This is a genomic window from Bacillus sp. NPDC094106, assembly GCF_044764345.1.
GTDB lineage: Bacteria > Bacillota > Bacilli > Bacillales > Bacillaceae_G > Bacillus_A.
Window position 1 is genome coordinate 36,399 of record NZ_JBIWHY010000022.1, and the last position, 18,405, is coordinate 54,803.

Here is an 18,405-nt window from a genome sequence, read left to right on the forward strand (position 1 = left end):
GCATAGTAAATAATACGCAAAAAAGCTCAAAGTCCCTATATGACTCTGAGCTTTATTTTTGTATAAGACTTATTTCATTAAATCCACTCTTTTCCATGTTCACGAATGAATTTAATATCGTTTTGATAATGTTCAAGGTGTCCTTCATCTATCATTTTTTGAAAATTCATATCGCCTTCTCTGGCTTTTCTTTTCATGTATTTACATAACCCTTCTAATCGTAGCAATACCATCTCCAAATAATCTTCTTCCATACCCTCACCGTAGGATTCAAAAAACAATTTAACTCTTTGTTTTATACGGTCGGCATGCTGTAATGAATTATAATAAACTGCCTCACCTGTTTCAGTATGATAAACCCTACTTAAGGGGACACAAGTGTAAAGAGTATAGGCTATGTCCCAAAGTCTTGGACCAGGACCAGCAACATCAAAATCAATAATACCTACTGGTTTTTCGTGATTAAAAATAATATTGTATATTGCAAAATCATTGTGGCATACAACCTCTATTTTATTTGGAGTATTATCCATTGGTTTCCAATCATCTGATAACGGAAAGTCACTCACCGCATCATGGTAAAGACGGAGCATCTTCGCTATTTCTTTTAAAACATCATTAGACCACATGTATTCTTTTAAAGGATAATTACCAGCTTCTCCTTCAATAAATGATAATATCTCTCTATCTTTTTCATCAATACCTAAAAACTTTGGTGCATAACTAAAACCTTTGTTTTCCAAATGATTTAATAGCTTATGAATTTTGGTACTGTCTGGCTTTAATTCTCGTCGAACAGTACTTTCCGAACGATATACGTTTGAGACATTCCCTCCCGTTAGCATTTCTTCGTTTTCGTAGTTTGACATCTGATAATTCCCCTCCATTATTAGAAAACTAGACACTCTTAAAACAAATGCCGATTGTTCAACAATCCTGCTCGTTAACGGAACAGGACCACTTTGCTTGTCTTTATATTTTAACACAAATTTCCTATTCCTTTTTTTAACACCTCGAATAGCAACTTTAATCGCATCAAAAATAACGAAATGACAATGGTCATCCTGATAATTGATGTGCCATTACACTTGTGAATTCAACAGTGAAAACAGAATAAACCTTTACATATCAACAAAAAAATCGAGTATAAAACCTTTGTGGTTTTATACTCGATTTAACCTGCCATTTATACGGTTTCTCCACGTTATCTGAACTACTTAGATCTTGTTTTCTATATATTGACACCTATATAGTTGTAAAACTTACAATATCATTAACATTCTTTTTTAAATGACCTTGTAGCCTATATGCATATCAATATTTTCCTATATCTCTTTTTACTTCTCAAAATGAGCCATACCAAAGTTTTCATTAAATCTCTTACACCATATAGAAACTAAACCATATGCATCGATATCTACTTCTTCAGGAATTTCATAGTTTTGAGATCCTTTGTTTCCCTTTAACTTACCTAATTCAATATACTGATAGTTTTTAACATCTTCATTATTTTTTAAACTTTTCGCAGGAACCAATACCACTCGAACATCTGGGCCATTAGAAGTTTCAAAATTGGTAAGCCTTAGAACGCGCTTTCCATCCGATAGTTGATAGATTGTTGCTACTCCTGTCGTTTCATGAATACCATTCTGAAACTGCCCTTTGCTTATTACTCGTTCTTGTTGTTGAATTTCTTTTGATTTTATTTCTGTTTGTGGCAATGCTTCATTAATTTGCTTATCAATAAATAATTTTTCGGGACGGAATAAAAACCATAAAATTCCTCCAACCATTACAAACCCTGCAATAAGTAATACAGATTTTATTTTCATAAAATAATCTCCTCTGTAACATAGTACTTATATGTATGTTAACAAGAAGGTCTTTCATTTTTATAACATAATTATTACAAAAGTCTTTCAAACGCCTCATTTCTTTTCTGATGTAACGGAAAAAGTAAATCAAAATTCACATTCCTGTTGCCCATCCGGACGATTTAATGAAGAAAATGGGAATACAAGCTAAGATTCGAAAGAAAAAGTGGGGACATTTTGGCTTAAAAGAACAATGTGTCGTATCGGAAAATCTTTTAAACAGAGAGTTTTTCAGCTACCAAACCAAATGAAAAATGGGTTACAGATATAACCTACCTTACTTTTAACAATACACGCATATATCTTTCTGTGATAATGGATCTTTATAATATCCCCCTTATAAAAAAGCTATATTTGAAAATTTTTCAGATCCTTATTATTCATCCTTTAACGGGGATAAATCGGTGGAATTTACTTTTATTACTTAGAGCAATAGGTTCCAAACCACAGCTACAAAGGGATAATTTCACATTCGGTTACTGGAGAAGCTTGCAGCTATAACTTCTCTCTTTTTAATAAAACACCAATTTCCCCCACAATACGATACAGGGATTTTACTACTGTATTTTGATTCCTAAAGGCATCTTTTTCTCTTTCTTCAAATTTTCAATTGTCCTAGAATAGGTTGTGTTCTTGCCCAATGTAACAACATAAGGATTTAAACCATAAAAAGACTTCAAATCTTTTGCTTTTCTATACGAATCACATCCTTTTTAGAGTACTAATATTTCAAAACCTTCCCACCAGAACCATATTTAAAAATATTACTCACGATTCTTCTCAATCTCCAATTTTATTAACTCTAAGTTTCTAAAGAAAAATACATTTATTCAAAAAAATTTATTTTCTGTCGTTTTTTGTAATTTTATAATATATACTATATAACGTTATATATGAATTTAAATGGGAGTGTGACTTAATTTTGTTATTAAAAAATAAAAAAATTGGAACAAAGTTGAACATCTTAATGATCATAGCTAGTATTGCATGTATTCTCTTATCAATTATAGGGGGTATCAGCTTAAAGAAGACAGGCGAAGCTTCTACAAGTATGTATGAAGAAAGATTGCTGCCAATTTACGGGATAGAGACTGTAGAATCTAATTTTCATTATGGTGCTAAAAATCTTATGGAACTTATGCTTACAACTGATGATAAAAGAAACAAAGAATTAGTAAGTAGAATGGATCAATTAAAGAATGAGAATCAGCAACTATTAAAAAAATATGAGTCTAAAATTACTTCACAAGAAGAAAAACAATTATATGCAGATTTTCAGAAAAATTATCAAGAGTTCAGAACGAAAATAAATGAAGCACAAGATTTAGCGGTGCAAAATAAAAACGAAGATGCTTATGCTTATTATTTAAAAGAAGTTGAGCCCGTTATACAAAAGTCAAGTGATAGTATTCAAGAACTCATTAAGTATAATACTAATAAGGCAGAACAATTACAGAAAGATAATGTTAGTAACATGAACAATATGGTGCTAATCTTTACTTGTATTTCAGTTATAGCGACTGCGGTGATTATGTTTATTGGATATATCATTAAAACATCTATTCACCGTCCAATTACGTTATTACAGCATGATATGAAAGAAGTAGCAGATGGGAATTTAGTAATACGTACTTCTTATGAAGCAAATGATGAATTAGGGAATATCGTTACTTCTTTTAATCATATGTTAGACGATTTGCAACAACTATTTGAGAAAATAAAGGTAACGACACACGAGGTTACTTCCTCGACTGATAGTATGTTGCAAAATACAAAACAAGCATCTCGAATCTCTAACGAAGCTGTTCAAACGATTCATGAAGTGAACAAACAAATAGTAGGACAAGTTACGAGTATTCAAGAAAGTTCAACAGCAATGAATGACCTAGCAAATGGAGTTCAAACAGTAGCTGAATCTGCATCAACTGTTGCTGAAGTATCTGTTGTTACAACAGATCGGTTGAATAGCGGAAGTGAAGTAATCAAGAAATCCATTACGCAAATGAATAATATGCATAAAGTTGTTGAAGAAACGTCTACAGTGATAGAACACCTTGTGATGCGTACGCAAGACATAGATAAAGCTTTAAATGCTATTACGAATATTGCGGAACAAACAAACTTGCTTGCTTTAAACGCTGCAATTGAAGCAGCGCGTGCAGGGGAAAATGGAAAAGGCTTTGCAGTTGTTGCAGCCGAAGTGCGAGACTTAGCTGAACAATCAAAGCAATCCGCACATGAAATTAATGATTTAATTAAAGCGATTCAACAAGATACAAAAGATACTGTTCAAATTATGAGAAAAGGTCAAGAAGAAGCAACGCGAGGAAGAGATGCTGCTAATGAAGCAGACCAAGCGTTTTCAACAATCATGGCAGACATTCATAAGATAACGCAACAAATTCAAGAAGTCTCTGCTACAACAGAAGAAATGTCTGCTGGAACGGAAGAAATAAACGCTTCACTATCGGTCGTGTCAGAAACTTCTACAAAAGTAGCGAAAGATACGAATGAGACTGTACAAGCAATTCAAACACAGGCTTCATCCATTACAGAAATAACAAAGCAATCCGTGCAAATAAGGAACAAAATCGAAGAATTAGAAGGATTCATTTCACAATTTAAAATTGACGAATCAAAACAACAGTAAAAAGAGCCTACAAAACAGACCTTTTTATCAAACTTTTTTACTAATTATCAAACTTTATTTTAAATCTACATCTTCAAGAAAAGGGCGCGATTATTTAATAAGAAAGGACATTACATATTAGTCATATAAAATATGTAATGTCCTTTAATTTATATATCTTCTTTTAATTTAGGTCTTAATAACATATATCTCTACTATCCTTTTTCAACTATAATTTCATCTTTTAAAATCATTTGTCTAATGGATATTAATAATCTATATTTGATAGCAAACGAAACAAATCCATTTTGAAAAGATTATTCAAAATGCGAGTTCAATTTGTCAGAATCGCAAAAAGATAATTACAGATTAAAAATCAACTAACTACCAGTGAATATTAAAAATTCTATGGAAAATAATAAATTATATAAATCCATTTTAATTTTTCGACATCTAAATCCCTGCTATGCAGAATAAAAAGTAATCTACATTCGTTTGCTCTTTCTGTTTTTACTTCGCATGTGGCAGAAAAAGGCCCTAACTGCTTCTATGCATGGCTGGATGCTCTCTCCCACCTAAAAAGAGGGGTTTTATGTCGGTTTTTTAATTGATGTATATATAAGAACCAATTAAAGCTAAGAATCTACTATATTAACATGATAGATTCTTAGCTTTACTCTAGCAGTTCGTCTATACATTTCTTTTATTTTTCAGGCATAAACCATACAATTTGTTGTACTCGAACAAAACATGGCACTTCTTTTTCTTCTAATACAATATGATCTGGCTTCACACTTCTTAGCATACCATTTACACTACCACGGATTGTTTCAACTACAATTCTTTGTCCTACAATAGATTGTAGTGTTTGTACAACGTATGGATCAACTAATGCAACTACTTCACCGCTTATCTCATAACCATCTCGAAAATAACCGTACACATCTTCATAGGAATAATACATAAAGGTGCCTCCTCTTTTCAAGATTTGCTGTAGTGTATGTTTCGCTCATTTAAGAAGTGCCTATCTAAAAGAAAAAGAGATGCCACATTATGGCACCTCTTTTATATGTAAGGAATACTAGAAGAAGCCTACCTTCTAGTCTATTCCCATTTATAAGTCCAAAACTGCTCCATTTGTAACCATTTTAACGTTGCAGCATCTTTATTTTTCAGCTTCACTTCTGTTTCTTCAAGCATTGCTTCCGTTTGAGAACGATGTGCACGTAAAGCTGCTAACTTTTGATCAAATGCTTCGCTAATGTTATTCACCACATCGGGTTCACCTAATACTTCTTCACGATTTTTCGTAATTGCAACAGCGTGAATAACCGGACGTATTTCTTTTGGCATACGTGATACTGCACGAACTGTAGCACGACCAAATGCATCATGGTCTGGGTGAACACCGTGTTCTGGATAGAATGTAATAATTCTTGATGGCTGTACATCGCGAATTACCGCTTCAATTTTATCTGCTACAAAATCTACATCTTCAAACTCTAACGTTTTATCATGAAAACCAAGCATTCTTAAATCTGTAATGCCCATTGCTTCACATGCATCTTTTAATTCCTTTTCACGGATACTTGGAATTGTTTCACGGTTTGCAAATACATCTTTCCCCATGTTACGTCCCATTTGTCCAAGGGTTCCACATGCATAAGTTACAGGTACTCCTTGTCTTGTTAATAAACTAATTGTTCCTCCTGCTGCATAAGATTCATCATCTGGATGCGGAAATACAACAAGCACATGTCTCTCCATACGTTTCCCTCCTTCTTATTTAAATGGCGTTAAGCTTAATTCAAATGCTACTGCTAAACGACCTTTATTATCGTGCCCTGCTAGTAATAAACGATCTTGCTCGTCTACTTCCCAATGTGTAATACCTTCAGCATATACCCAGCCATGATCCATTTTGAGACCAACTCGGTATGGATTTGTTCCGGTTATTTTCCCGCGCTCAAAACGGATAATTGCATTGCGAATGAATGCTCCGACTGTCATCATTTTTTCATTAATATGTGAAGCATATGCTCCATTTGTCGTTTCTAAATGAATATATACATCTTTATTTACAAAACGTTCGATTTCATGTTGAATAACAGCGCTATCTTTTACTATTTCCATCGGATTTCACCTCTTCAAACCATTTTACGCAAAAATAATGTAAATTGCTATCTCTATATTAGAGGACAATGCTCACTTTGCATAATAATTTGCACTTTGTTTTTTTATTTTTTATTACGGTATGTGAAATTCTATTCTTCCTCTCTATTGTAAATAGTTTTCTTTCTTTTTTGAATTTGCTACAATAGAGTTTATGCGGAGGGATGCATTTCGACAATTTAATACATATTTTAAAGAAGGTGACATGTTGGAACATTCAGCACATGAAGTAGCAAATTGGCAATATTATTTTGCAATTGCCGTATTTTTAGTGACATACGGATTTATTATTTCCGAGAAATTGAACCGTGCTGTAATTGCACTGTTCGGTGCTGCCATTATGATTATTTTTGGAATTGTAGACTTACATACTGCCTTTACATCACATATTCAATGGGAAACGATTACCCTTTTAATTGGAATGATGATTCTCGTACATATTACGAGTCAATCTGGTGTATTTGAATATGTAGCTATTAAAGCAGCAAAAGCAGCAGGCGGAAAGCCCATTCGAATTTTATTATTTCTATCCCTATTAACCGCTGTCGGCTCTGCATTTTTAGACAATGTAACGACTGTTTTATTAATTGTTCCTGTTACATTATCTATCACGCGTATCTTAAAGGTACAACCTGTTCCTTATTTGATTTCTGAAGTATTATTTTCAAATATTGGTGGTACCGCAACGTTAATTGGTGATCCTCCAAATATTATGATTGGATCTGCTAATAAACATTTAGATTTTAATGCTTTTTTATTTAATTTAACTCCAATTGTAATTATTATTTCTGTTGTTACATTAGGCATTATTTATTTTATGTATCGCAACAAATTAAAAACAACATCTGAACAAATTGCCAAGCTTATGGCCTTAAATGAAAAAGACTATATTCGTGATCGAAGCCTACTCCTAAAATCTCTTTCTATTTTAGGACTGACAATTCTCGGGTTTGTTCTTCATTCGATTATTCATGTGGATGCGGCAGTTATTGCGATGACTGGTGCTACACTCCTTATGTTAATCGGCGTGAAACAACACGAATTAGAAGATGTATTCGCTCATGTAGAATGGGTAACAATTTTCTTCTTCGCTGGATTATTTGTTCTTGTTGGCGGGTTAATTGATATCGGCCTTATTTCTTCACTTGCAAAAAAAGTGATTGACGTAACAAATGGCGATATCGGTTTTGCAGCAGTTCTCATCTTATGGGTATCTGGTGCAGCATCAGCTACTATTGATAATATTCCATTTGTCGCAACGATGATTCCACTTATTCAAGATTTAGCATCAGGACTTGGACTTTCTGCTGATTCCCCTCAAATTGAAGTACTATGGTGGGCATTATCACTTGGCGCTTGCTTAGGAGGGAACGGAACGTTAATCGGAGCATCAGCAAACGTAGTTGTTGCAGGTATTGCTAACCGCGAAGGACATGGATTTTCTTACCTTGACTTCTTAAAAATTGGCTTACCGTTAACGATCGTTGCATTATTATTATCACATGCTTATATATATTTACGTTATTTAATGTAAAAAGGTTTGCAGCATATTGCTGCAAACCTTTTTCTTCACCAGAATATCCCAATAATTGCAAGTGCACCTAATATTAAACCGCCAATTTCACCAACAATCGCTGGTGACAATTGAATTCCTTTTCTAACTTCTACAACCGGTCTTTCATGCCTAAGTTGTTGCACCTCATTCTGTAGTTGATGCACACTACCATGTAATTCTTTCACAAGTTCTTTTAACTCGGTTATCTCTTCATTTACTGGTTTTGGTTTTTCTAAATTCATCTGACACGACTCCTTATTTTAATCCATATACTGTAAAATTTCGACAACGATAATTCTTTATCCTGCAAAATATATGCGTTTTATTGAATGTATTATATTTTATAATACAATTTTCATTTCTAGTGATGTCCTATATTCCAGTACCTTATGAACTCAAAATAATAGATTGTTAAACTTGTAATTCTCTTCTAAAAAAGATCTAGTAGATTAAAATCCACTAGATCTCCTCTTTCATTCTCTATTTCAGTCTAACGTTTCACCATTAGACGCTATTATATTTTTATACCAATAAAAACTTTGTTTACGGATACGACGTAAATCTTTCAAATCAAATTCATCGCGATTTACATAGATAAATCCATAACGCTTACTGCATCCTTGATGTGTACTAATAAGGTCAATAGCTGACCAAGGACAAAAACCAAATACCTCTACACCATCAGTAATCGCTAATTGAAGCTGGTCAATGTGTTTTTTCAAGAAATCAATACGATACGAATCATTGATTACATCACCTTCCTCTAGCTTATCAAAAGCACCTAATCCGTTTTCAGTAATAATTAACGGTAAATGATAGCGATCATAAATTTCGCGTAATGTTGTTCTAAATCCTATTGGATCAATTTCCCAACCAAACTCATTTTTCTTCAAATACTGATTCGTATGTCCTTTATATACACCTGGTTCTCCTGTAGTAATGTGCTGGTCACCGGTATGATTCACATCCGTTTCATCGCCCATACTTTGAGCAACTGTTTGTGAAGTATAATAATTAAATGCAATAAAGTCTGGATTTGCTCCTGCTAAAATATCCATATCCCCTTCTTCAATCATTGGTGTATATCCTTTTTCCTCTAGATAACTCCATGCAATATTGTTATATCGTCCATATACTGCCATATCTAAATACAGCCAGTTTCGGATTGCAGCATAATTATTCGCTGCAAGAATATCTTCCGGTTTAGAGCTTGTTGGATAAATCGTTACAATGTTTGGTGCTGGTCCAATCTTTGCTTCTGGCAAGATTTCATGACATAGTTTCATTGCTTTCGCTTGCGCTAATAACATATGATGATTTTGTTGATATAACTCTTTTTCAGGATTTTCTAAATTAGGATCCACTGTTCCTATTGCCGAACCATGGAGAATCATCATATTTTGTTCATTGATCGTTAGCCAATATTTTACTCGATCTCCAAATGTCTTAAATAACGTTTTTGCATACTTTTCAAAAGCATCAATTGTTTCACGATTGGACCAACCACCTTTTTCTTGCAAAGCATATGGCAAATCAAAATGATACATCGTTACAATTGGTTCAATACCTTTTTTTATTAACTCATTAATTAAGTTATTGTAAAATTCAATACCTTTTTGATTTACTTCTCCTGTTCCATTTGGATAAATTCGTGTCCACGCAATTGAAAAGCGATACGCTTTAAATCCCATCTCAGCTAGTAAGGCAATATCTTCTTGATAACGATGATAATGATCACTTGCTACCTTAAAATCTGTCACACCCTCTACATGATTTGCCATATCAATTACTGATGGTCCTTTACCATCTTCATTCCAAGCACCCTCAATTTGATAAGCTGATGTTGATCCTCCCCAGAAAAAATTCTCAGGAAACTGTTTTAAATTTTCATATTTCATGCCCTTTTTCCTCCGATTTCATTTTTATATAAGACTCTTATTCCTTACTTTCCTTCTAAATAAATCGTAGATCTTTTTTACTCTTTTTATACGTTTCAATATTTCATAAATATGATATTCACTATGATAAGCACTACCTTCTCGAACATTTCAATGTCCTAAACCATGTCTACCTAACAAATATAGAACGTAAGGTAAACTTAAATAATAAGCGTCAGTATTTCTTCTTTTTCTTTAACTATACCTTTCTTCATTTCTACAATGCTTACATAATTACTTGTATTTGTAATAATAATAGGCGTTGTAACCTGATAACCGGCTTCTTTAATTTTTTCAATCTCAAAATCAACCAATTGATCGCCTTGTTTCACTTGATCCCCTTGTTTTACACGCGGTGAAAAATATTTTCCTTCAAGTTGAACTGTATCAATTCCTATATGGATTAATATTTCCGCACCTTCATTTGATGTAATCCCTATTGCATGTCCTGTTGGAAATAGGGTTGACACTACACCGTCAACAGGTGAAACAACTTGTCCAATCGTTGGCTCAATTGCAATGCCTTTTCCCATTGCTTCTGATGAAAATACTTGATCATTTACTTCTGATAATGGCTTAATTTCTCCTACTAGCGGGCTCACAAGGATCTCTTTTTTTACAAGTGATTTATCTTTTTCCTCTTTCTGACCTGATACTACACTTTGCTTTTTGTCTTCAAATCCAAACATGATTGTAAGAAATGCTGCAATCCCAAATGCAATCGCCACTGCTATTACATAGAGTAACATTGGTGAGAATACTGGAGTCGTTAACAAACTCGGGAATCCAAAAGATTTTTGTTGTACTCCTAAGAAACCACTTATCGCTCCCCCGATAGCTCCAGCAACGATGACGTAAGGAATGGTACGTTTATAACGCATTAACAATCCATAAATAATCGGTTCTGTTACACCTGCCAATAAACCTGGTAGTAATGTAGAGCCAGCGAGCGTTTTCACTTTCTTATCTTTTACTCTCAAGAAAATACCAAGAGCTACCCCCATTTGTGCAAACGGTGCAGCAGCAGCCATAGCAATAATTGGATCACCACCTGCAGCAAGGTTTGCCATCATAATCGGTACAAGACCCCAGTGAAGACCTAAAATAGTTAGAAACGTCCAGGCAGCTCCCATAACAGCTCCTGTTATCATGCCGCTCTTTGTGCTCAAGAAGCCAATTACAGCACCAATCCCATCTCCTACATATACACCAAAAGGTCCGAAAACGATTACAGTTAATGGAACGATAATTACTAAAGATAACATTGGCACTAAGAACATTTGTAAATCTTTATGAATAATCTTCTTCAATAACTTTTCTAAAACAGCATAGATGCTAACAGCTATAAAGACTGGAAACACTGTAGATGAATAATTCATGAGTACAACCGGAATACCTAAAAAGTTAGAAACATCTCCGGCCTGCTGTAATAATCCTGTAAAGTTCGGTTCAAGTAATGCTGCCCCAATCGTACCACCTACATAAGGGTTAGCACCTAACTTTGTTGCAAGTGTAATCCCAAGAAAGATAGGTAGAAAATAAAATACTGCATTCCCTGCTGCCGATAAAATGTGATACGTTCCACTTTTTTCCGATAACCATCCTAACATAACAAGTACGGTTAGCACTGCTTTTAGCATACCTGCTCCAGCTAGCGCTCCTAATAATGGAGTAAAGCTTCGTGAAATCACATCAAAAATTCTTGTTGCGATCGTTCCCTTTTCTTCCTCTGATGAATGAGAAGGCGTACCTAAATTTCCTAGTTTTATAATTTCTTGATAAACATCAGCAACTTCACTTCCAATTACCACCTGGAATTGTCCCCCAGTTTCAACAACGCTCAATACCCCATCCAAACTTTCAATCGTTGATTTATCAGCTTGTTTACTATCCTTTAGTTTAAATCGCAATCTCGTTGCACAATGTACAAGATTTGAAACATTTTTTTCTCCACCAACTAGTCTAAGTACATCTTTTGCCAAGTTGCTATTACCCATGATTTTTTCACTCCCTCTGTTCCTTAAAATTCCCTAATTACTTTGTTACCTTATGAAACGGCTAAAAAGCATGTGTAGAACATGAATAAAAAGAAAAAACCTGAATTAACGCTTCGAAATGGAAGATAAAATTCCACTCATAGAGCATTAATCCAGGTTTTGCCTGCTTAACCAGTAACAATCCTGCAACATTACTTTTATATTCATTTTTTGACTCACTATCCTACATCACACTTTTTTGCATAAAAAAACCTAAATTACTATAGCACAAGACGATATTCATCCTATCCTTTAGCAATTTAGGTTTTGCCTGCTTTATCAGTAACAATCCTAAGTACATTATTTACTTTATGCTTAAAAATTAACATGAATCCGAATAAATGTCAACGCTTTCATTTCAAATATCGTTTACATATATAAAAATAGTATAATATTTCTCCGTTATTTCCTATTCACTACTCTTTGAATATGAATCGTTAAGTAAAGCATTTCTTCACTAGTTAATTCACGTGTATATTGTTTCTTTATATATTCATTTATTTTTTCTGTACATTCGTATGCCTCTATATGCTTATTCCTAACAGCCTCAAATAAAAAATCATCTTTACTTTCCACATATGTGCCGCTAAACAACCTTTGTGCAAAAAACTTTAAATGAGTTACAAAACGATAATAATTTAAAGATTCTTCATCAAAGCTTATTTTAAATTGATATTTAACGATATTCAGTATATCTTGCATAACCTTTGTTATATTTACAATATTCGGCATTTCTTCATTCAATTCTGCATTTACTATATGCATGGCAATAAATCCAGCTTCGTCTTCAGGTAGAACGATTCTAAGCTTATTTTCTATTCTATTTAAAGCCTCTTTACCTACTAAAAACTCATCTTTATAAAGCCTTTTTATTTCCCAAAGTAATGCATTTTTTATATCTAGGCCTTTCTTATTTCTTTCTATTGCGAAATGAATATGATCCGTAAGAGAAACATATATACTATCATTTAAATCTCTTCCAAATTTTGTTTTTGCATAACTAATTATCTCTTCCGAAACTTCCATATATTCTATTGGAATTTCATATAAGAGTGTTTTAAATTTGTCTGAGACATCCTTATTTTTCAGCTCAAACACTTTCTCGATTCTTTCCTCGTCAACCGAATCACCTGGTCTTTTCTGAAATGCAATGCCTCTGCCCATTATAACTAATTCTTCACTTTGATCGTTGAAAACACTTACAACATTATTATTTATCACTTTTGCTATTTTCATATAGATCACCTTTAATAGATTTAGTATTAAAATTGAATGGTGTAAGGTTTTGCCCGAATTACCAGTAACAATCCTGTCCATACATTATATCCAGTTAAATGTTAACATTCAAAAAAATAGATAGCAACCGTTTTCTTAAAATGGTTTCCGTATAAAGGTAAACTGTTTATAAATAGACACATAAGGTGAAACTTTAATCAGTGGGGCTTTCTTTAATCCCACTGATTATTAGCCCTCACCAATCGGACTTTTTACTCGCGGTTCATCTCCAACCTAATTCCTTTGCTTTTATTGAACTTTGAGGCGAGAGTCTTACTGCCCGTAAATAGTGGGATAACTTACCCTAACATAGTTACCCATTCATCTCGTAATATCCCCATTATAATACGGTCAAATTTCTTTCCATCTCGTTGAACAGCTTCTCTCATACATCCCTCCATCTGAAAACCAACCTTTTTATATGCTTCAATTGCAGGGGCATTATATGAAATAACATCGAGACCTACACGATGTAAGTTTAGTTCGTGAAAAGCATATTTCAGAATAAGGCGTAATCCTTCTGTACCGTATCCCTTACCTCTATAATTCTGATCACCTATGCCAATTGCTAATAAACCAGCTCTATTATTCCACTCTATACTATGCAGTGCCACAAAACCAATTAGGATATCTTCTTGAATTGTTCTTAACATGAACGAAACACCGTTTGATTTCCGGCCCTTTAATAGCTCATACTCCTTTATTTCATGTAAAGATTGCGGAATTGCAGCGTCTGTATCTACATTTCTTAAATACTCACTATCTTCTTGCCAAATAGCCATTTTCTCAACATCTTCCGCTCTAATTGCTGATAATTTAATATTTTCACCTAAAAAAAGATTATTCACTGTAGTATTCATTTCAAAGATCCCCCTTTTCAATTATGGGGATAGTTCTGTAATTTACTAGACCTATCTATCCCCGTGCCCCATCGTCTTCGGTAATAGTGAGATACTTACAATAAGCGCTAGCATTGGCACATCTCCCTTTAATAAGTTTGCACTCATTATATAATTTTCTGAGTATTTAATCAAAAAAGGATTATAAAAAAGACCCTTCAAATTGAAGAGTCTCACTTTAATATTCTTACTTCTATAGAAACACTTTTCCTAAGAACCAAAATTCATTATTTTGCGAACAACTTTTCCGCTTCATCCATTGCCATTTTATTTCCTAAAGCAGAATAATCAAGCCATGGTTGATCATGAATGATATATACATGTTTCCCTTTAACTGCTTTTAAATCTTTCCAAATTGGTGTGTCTTGTAATTGTTTAAAAGCAGCTCCCACCACCGCTGCGCCAATTACTCGTGGAAGTCTGAGTTCATAAATAATTTGGTGCTGTGTTAATTTAGGATTGTAGTCAAAAAATGCTGTCCAGACAGTATGTAAATCAATATCCTTTGCCCCAAACGCAATCGCCAAAAACATCGATATTACTAGACATACAATCGTTACAATGAATAAACATATAAATCTAATATTTATCCAACGATTTTTAACAGTATGTACTGAAGAACTATGTAACATATTTCGTTTCATCCTTTATATTCAATTGTTTTTATATTACTTGTTATTGATAATAATTATCATTGTTATAGCTTTACTTTTTTAAAATAGCAATATAATTTTCTACTTTGTTAAAGTATAAGAAATCAAATTGGAATAACCCACTAAAAATTACAAATACATACAAAATATTAAACTTTTCCTTTTTTAAAAAATTATAGTATAGTAAGTTATTATTGAATTTTTCAGCTAAAAAAATCACCCATCATATGGAAGGAGAAACAATGTTTTATATTAAACAACTTCTTTTCTTTACCTATCAACAAGCTTTATCCTGTGTTTTTCCAGTAGTCATTTTTATCACCCTTGCCGGTTCAAAACTCATCCCGATTCCAGGGCTATATCGTTATGATTTCATTCTTATTGTTTGTCTTCTTACTCAATATATTATGTACAAAACTCGTCTGGAAACAAAAGATGAGCTTAAGGTGATTGCTGTCTTTCATCTCATTGGGCTTTTATTAGAAATATATAAAGTTCACTTTGGTTCATGGAGTTATCCTGAAGAAGCATATTCAAAAGTTTTTGGTGTCCCACTTTATAGCGGATTTATGTACGCTAGTGTCGCTAGTTATATATGCCAAGCATGGCGAAGATTACATTTACAAATGCAGAACTGGCCTAGGGCGATATGGACAATACCACTAGGAGCTATGATTTATTTCAACTTTTTTACACACCACTTCCTATATGACTTTCGCTGGGTTTTAACTATCCTTTTATTCATTGTCTTTTTTCGTACTTTTGTACAATTTTCTGTACAAGAAGTTACATATAAAATGCCACTTGTACTCTCATTTTTCCTTATTGGATTTTTCATTTGGATTGCTGAAAACATCGCTACGTTCTTTGGCGCATGGCAATATCCCAATCAGCGAGAAACTTGGAGCCTCGTTCACATCGGCAAGATTAGTTCATGGTTTTTACTCGTTGTAATCAGTATTATGATTGTGGCGCAGCTTAAACATTTTAAAGATAATGAAAACAAGCCAACTTCAATATCATAAGTTGGCTTGTTACATTTTGCTTCTCTATAAAGTGATACTTTAATCAGTGGGAATTTTCTTCATCCCACACCGATTATTAGCCCGCAAATAACAGGATAAATATTTCACCGCTCAATACACTTTACCAAATGATGCTCTTGTTACATCTATGAATTGCTGTAATGGCGACGTGATCCATTTATCTTTATGCCAAGCAATTTGTGTAAAAATAGGAGTGATTGTATTCTCGAAAACCAATTCCTTCATTGTACCTTCTTGTATATCTTTTTCTACAACCATTGCTGGTAAAATCGCTATCCCTAGACCTGCAATTACACATTGCTTAATTGCTTCCACACTAACAAACTCAATTTTATTTATAGGATATACGTCTTCTGTACGGAATAAGTCTTCAAATATCGTACGATATGAACAGCCAAGCTCTGTTAGTAAAAGCGTTTCATTTTCTAAGTCTTTTATGGAAACTGTAGTTTTCTCAAGTAAAGGATGATTAGGAAAAACAACTATTTTTAATTCCTCTTGAATCAAAGACTCTACATGCAAAACATCTTCTGTTTTACATTCATCTAAAATAAAGGCTAAATCCAATTTCCCTTCCATTAATTGTTCTTTCACATCCTTATTTGAATGAGCGGGTTTAAATATAAGCTTTATTTGAGGAAATTTTGCCTTAAACTCTTTTAAAATGAAAGGAAGTCGATATGTACATTGGCTTTCTTGTGCTCCAATTAGTAGCGTACCAGATATTTCCTCATCGTCTTTCACAGCCATTTTCGCCTCATAACTTAACGCAATCATCTTATCCGCATATAACTGGAACTTCCGCCCTGCTTCAGTCAAAAAAAGACGTTTCCCCAATCGTTCGAACAATGGTGTTCCTAGCTCAGCTTCCAATGCTTTTATTTGAGCAGTCACACTTGACTGAGCAAAATTCAATATTTTCGCAGTCTGCGTAAAATTCAAATTTTCCGCTGCCGTTTTAAATGTGATTAATTGTTTTATCTCCAATATCTTTTCCTCCTTTCAATCAATATTTTCGATTGATTCCATCGAAATAATCCTCTTTTTCTATTGATATATGTATTGTATGATAAGAAACATTAACAAACAATATTGACGTACGTTACAAATTGGAGGTATTCCATATGAAAGCACTTTGTTTCGAAGAATTCGGAAATGCTGATGTATTAAAATATCAAGAAGTTCCAGACCCAATTATAAAACCAAAGGAGATTCTTGTTCGTACAAAAGCGATTGGCTTAAATTTTGCTGATATATATAGACGTAGAGGTGACTATCATCTTGCTGGTAAACCACCTTATATATTAGGGTATGAAGGATCAGGGATTGTAGAGCGTGTTGGTAATGAAGTTTCTAACATCAACGTTGGAGATCGTGTTGCATTTGCTGATGTCCCGTTCGCAAATGCCGAATTAGTAACTGTGCCAAAAGAAAAAGTAATTCCACTACCTGATTCTATTTCTTTCAATACAGCCTCTTCTGTTTTATTACAAGGTTTAACGGCTCATTATTTAACAAAAGATAGCTATAAAATAAAAGAAGGCGATGTTGTTTTAGTGCATGCAGCAGCCGGTGGAGTTGGCCAACTTCTCGTACAAATGATTAAACTGCAAGGTGGGCAAGTTATCGGTCTTACTTCATCAAAAGAAAAAGCAAACGTAGCGTATTCAGCTGGAGCAGACTATGTATTATTATATACAGAAGCATGGTGTGAAAAAGCACTGAAAATCACAAAAGGGCTTGGTGTTGACGCTGTATATGAATCAGTAGGTTCTACATTAGAAGAGAGCTTCAAGGCTACAAGAATCGGTGGAACAGTCGTATTTTACGGAATGGCTGGTGGCAATCCTGCCCCTATTGATCCCCGAATGCTAATGGATACTTCGAAAACTTTAACTGGCGGAGATCTTTGGAATGTACTCACAACATATGAAGAACGAAAAAAACGTTCACAGCAACTATTTGATTGGATTACTGCTGGAAAATTAAATATCCAAAATCCAACTACTTTCTCTTTAAAAAATGGCGCTGAAGCACATCGATTATTAGAAAGTCGAAAAAGTACTGGAAAAATTTTATTGATACCTTAATCATTTCGGATAAGAAATCTGAATCAAAAAAGGGGCAGCTAGAAGAGTTCTTCTGGCTGCCCCTTTTTTCAATTCTATTCAGAAAAAGCTTTTGAATATTGAACGACTCCTTGTATATCTCGAAGAACATGATCCGTTAACTCCATAGCCATAAATGCTGCATTTAAAAATGCTTGTTTTACAACCTCTTCTGCCCTTTTATAATCTTTCTCAAGTTCTTGTCTAATCTTTATATTCAC

16 protein-coding genes and 2 pseudogenes are annotated in these 18,405 nt (G+C 33.8%); 4 read left to right on the forward strand and 14 right to left on the reverse strand.

Annotated features, from left to right (window positions below; translation table 11 throughout):
- Positions 1–77 precede the first annotated feature (77 nt).
- On the reverse strand, positions 78–869 hold the full coding sequence (locus tag ACIQ7L_RS24170; protein WP_400572282.1) for a phosphotransferase: 792 nt from the start codon (positions 867–869) through the stop codon (positions 78–80).
- 468 nt (positions 870–1,337) lie between these two features.
- On the reverse strand, positions 1,338–1,832 hold the full coding sequence (locus ACIQ7L_RS24175) for a DM13 domain-containing protein (RefSeq protein ID WP_400572283.1): 495 nt from the start codon (positions 1,830–1,832) through the stop codon (positions 1,338–1,340).
- Between the two features lie 961 nt (positions 1,833–2,793).
- Here ACIQ7L_RS24175 and ACIQ7L_RS24180 point away from each other — a divergent pair.
- Positions 2,794–4,524: a methyl-accepting chemotaxis protein gene (locus ACIQ7L_RS24180; RefSeq protein WP_400572335.1), complete on the forward strand. Its 1,731-nt coding sequence runs from the start codon at positions 2,794–2,796 to the stop codon at positions 4,522–4,524.
- 682 nt (positions 4,525–5,206) lie between these two features.
- Here the strand turns inward: ACIQ7L_RS24180 and ACIQ7L_RS24185 are convergent.
- From ACIQ7L_RS24185 to ACIQ7L_RS24195, 3 genes are all read right to left on the reverse strand, one after another.
- Entirely contained in the window at positions 5,207–5,467 is a 261-nt protein-coding gene (locus ACIQ7L_RS24185) for a YuzF family protein (RefSeq protein WP_400572284.1), read from the reverse strand.
- A gap of 140 nt (positions 5,468–5,607) precedes the next feature.
- Positions 5,608–6,270: a bacillithiol biosynthesis deacetylase BshB2 gene (gene bshB2, locus ACIQ7L_RS24190; RefSeq protein ID WP_400572286.1), complete on the reverse strand. Its 663-nt coding sequence runs from the start codon at positions 6,268–6,270 to the stop codon at positions 5,608–5,610.
- A 15-nt stretch (positions 6,271–6,285) separates the two neighbouring features.
- Complete coding sequence (locus tag ACIQ7L_RS24195; protein WP_400572288.1) at positions 6,286–6,636, reverse strand: YojF family protein; 351 nt, start codon at positions 6,634–6,636, stop codon at positions 6,286–6,288.
- Between the two features lie 247 nt (positions 6,637–6,883).
- Here ACIQ7L_RS24195 and ACIQ7L_RS24200 point away from each other — a divergent pair, with 247 nt between their 5' ends.
- On the forward strand, positions 6,884–8,209 hold the full coding sequence (locus ACIQ7L_RS24200) for an ArsB/NhaD family transporter (RefSeq protein WP_400572290.1): 1,326 nt from the start codon (positions 6,884–6,886) through the stop codon (positions 8,207–8,209).
- Between the two features lie 35 nt (positions 8,210–8,244).
- Here the strand turns inward: ACIQ7L_RS24200 and ACIQ7L_RS24205 are convergent, their stop codons facing one another.
- The 7 genes and pseudogenes from ACIQ7L_RS24205 to ACIQ7L_RS24235 all read right to left on the reverse strand — a co-directional run.
- Positions 8,245–8,472: a hypothetical protein gene (locus ACIQ7L_RS24205; RefSeq protein ID WP_400572292.1), complete on the reverse strand. Its 228-nt coding sequence runs from the start codon at positions 8,470–8,472 to the stop codon at positions 8,245–8,247.
- A gap of 243 nt (positions 8,473–8,715) precedes the next feature.
- Positions 8,716–10,128 (reverse strand): glycoside hydrolase family 1 protein, encoded by a 1,413-nt coding sequence (locus ACIQ7L_RS24210; protein ID WP_400572294.1) that lies wholly within the window; start codon positions 10,126–10,128, stop codon positions 8,716–8,718.
- A 200-nt stretch (positions 10,129–10,328) separates the two neighbouring features.
- Entirely contained in the window at positions 10,329–12,164 is a 1,836-nt protein-coding gene (locus ACIQ7L_RS24215) for a beta-glucoside-specific PTS transporter subunit IIABC (RefSeq protein WP_400572296.1), read from the reverse strand.
- 441 nt (positions 12,165–12,605) lie between these two features.
- Positions 12,606–13,439 (reverse strand): BglG family transcription antiterminator LicT, encoded by an 834-nt coding sequence (licT, locus tag ACIQ7L_RS24220; RefSeq protein ID WP_400572298.1) that lies wholly within the window; start codon positions 13,437–13,439, stop codon positions 12,606–12,608.
- A gap of 338 nt (positions 13,440–13,777) precedes the next feature.
- Positions 13,778–14,338, reverse strand: a complete 561-nt coding sequence (locus ACIQ7L_RS24225; protein WP_400572300.1) for a GNAT family N-acetyltransferase — start codon at positions 14,336–14,338, stop codon at positions 13,778–13,780.
- 266 nt (positions 14,339–14,604) lie between these two features.
- Positions 14,605–14,763, reverse strand: a pseudogene (locus ACIQ7L_RS24230) (iron-hydroxamate ABC transporter substrate-binding protein); the annotation flags it as partial.
- Positions 14,755–15,009, reverse strand: a pseudogene (locus ACIQ7L_RS24235) (iron chelate uptake ABC transporter family permease subunit); the annotation flags it as partial. The pseudogenes ACIQ7L_RS24235 and ACIQ7L_RS24230, both read right to left, overlap by 9 nt.
- Positions 15,010–15,272: 263 nt before the next feature.
- On the opposite strand from ACIQ7L_RS24235, the gene ACIQ7L_RS24240 reads away from it, so the two are divergent.
- Entirely contained in the window at positions 15,273–16,055 is a 783-nt protein-coding gene (locus ACIQ7L_RS24240; protein WP_400572302.1) for a DUF817 domain-containing protein, read from the forward strand.
- A 111-nt stretch (positions 16,056–16,166) separates the two neighbouring features.
- Here the strand turns inward: ACIQ7L_RS24240 and ACIQ7L_RS24245 are convergent, their stop codons facing one another.
- On the reverse strand, positions 16,167–17,063 hold the full coding sequence (locus ACIQ7L_RS24245; RefSeq protein ID WP_400572304.1) for a LysR family transcriptional regulator: 897 nt from the start codon (positions 17,061–17,063) through the stop codon (positions 16,167–16,169).
- 137 nt (positions 17,064–17,200) lie between these two features.
- Here ACIQ7L_RS24245 and ACIQ7L_RS24250 point away from each other — a divergent pair, with 137 nt between their 5' ends.
- Positions 17,201–18,166, forward strand: coding sequence for a quinone oxidoreductase family protein (locus ACIQ7L_RS24250; protein ID WP_400572306.1), 966 nt, complete (start codon positions 17,201–17,203; stop codon positions 18,164–18,166).
- 74 nt (positions 18,167–18,240) lie between these two features.
- Here ACIQ7L_RS24250 and ACIQ7L_RS24255 read toward each other — a convergent pair whose 3' ends face one another.
- Positions 18,241–18,405, reverse strand: coding sequence for a GNAT family acetyltransferase (locus ACIQ7L_RS24255; RefSeq protein ID WP_400572308.1), 165 nt, complete (start codon positions 18,403–18,405; stop codon positions 18,241–18,243).

Coding starts and splice junctions, on each gene's coding strand:
- ACIQ7L_RS24170 (WP_400572282.1), bottom strand. CDS start 869: ATGTCAAACTACGAAAACGAAGAAATGCTAACGGGAGGGAATGTCTCA.
- ACIQ7L_RS24175 (WP_400572283.1), bottom strand. CDS start 1,832: ATGAAAATAAAATCTGTATTACTTATTGCAGGGTTTGTAATGGTTGGA.
- ACIQ7L_RS24185 (WP_400572284.1), bottom strand. CDS start 5,467: ATGTATTATTCCTATGAAGATGTGTACGGTTATTTTCGAGATGGTTAT.
- bshB2 (WP_400572286.1), bottom strand. CDS start 6,270: ATGGAGAGACATGTGCTTGTTGTATTTCCGCATCCAGATGATGAATCT.
- ACIQ7L_RS24195 (WP_400572288.1), bottom strand. CDS start 6,636: ATGGAAATAGTAAAAGATAGCGCTGTTATTCAACATGAAATCGAACGT.
- ACIQ7L_RS24205 (WP_400572292.1), bottom strand. CDS start 8,472: ATGAATTTAGAAAAACCAAAACCAGTAAATGAAGAGATAACCGAGTTA.
- ACIQ7L_RS24210 (WP_400572294.1), bottom strand. CDS start 10,128: ATGAAATATGAAAATTTAAAACAGTTTCCTGAGAATTTTTTCTGGGGA.
- ACIQ7L_RS24215 (WP_400572296.1), bottom strand. CDS start 12,164: ATGGGTAATAGCAACTTGGCAAAAGATGTACTTAGACTAGTTGGTGGA.
- licT (WP_400572298.1), bottom strand. CDS start 13,439: ATGAAAATAGCAAAAGTGATAAATAATAATGTTGTAAGTGTTTTCAAC.
- ACIQ7L_RS24225 (WP_400572300.1), bottom strand. CDS start 14,338: ATGAATACTACAGTGAATAATCTTTTTTTAGGTGAAAATATTAAATTA.
- ACIQ7L_RS24240 (WP_400572302.1), top strand. CDS start 15,273: ATGTTTTATATTAAACAACTTCTTTTCTTTACCTATCAACAAGCTTTA.
- ACIQ7L_RS24250 (WP_400572306.1), top strand. CDS start 17,201: ATGAAAGCACTTTGTTTCGAAGAATTCGGAAATGCTGATGTATTAAAA.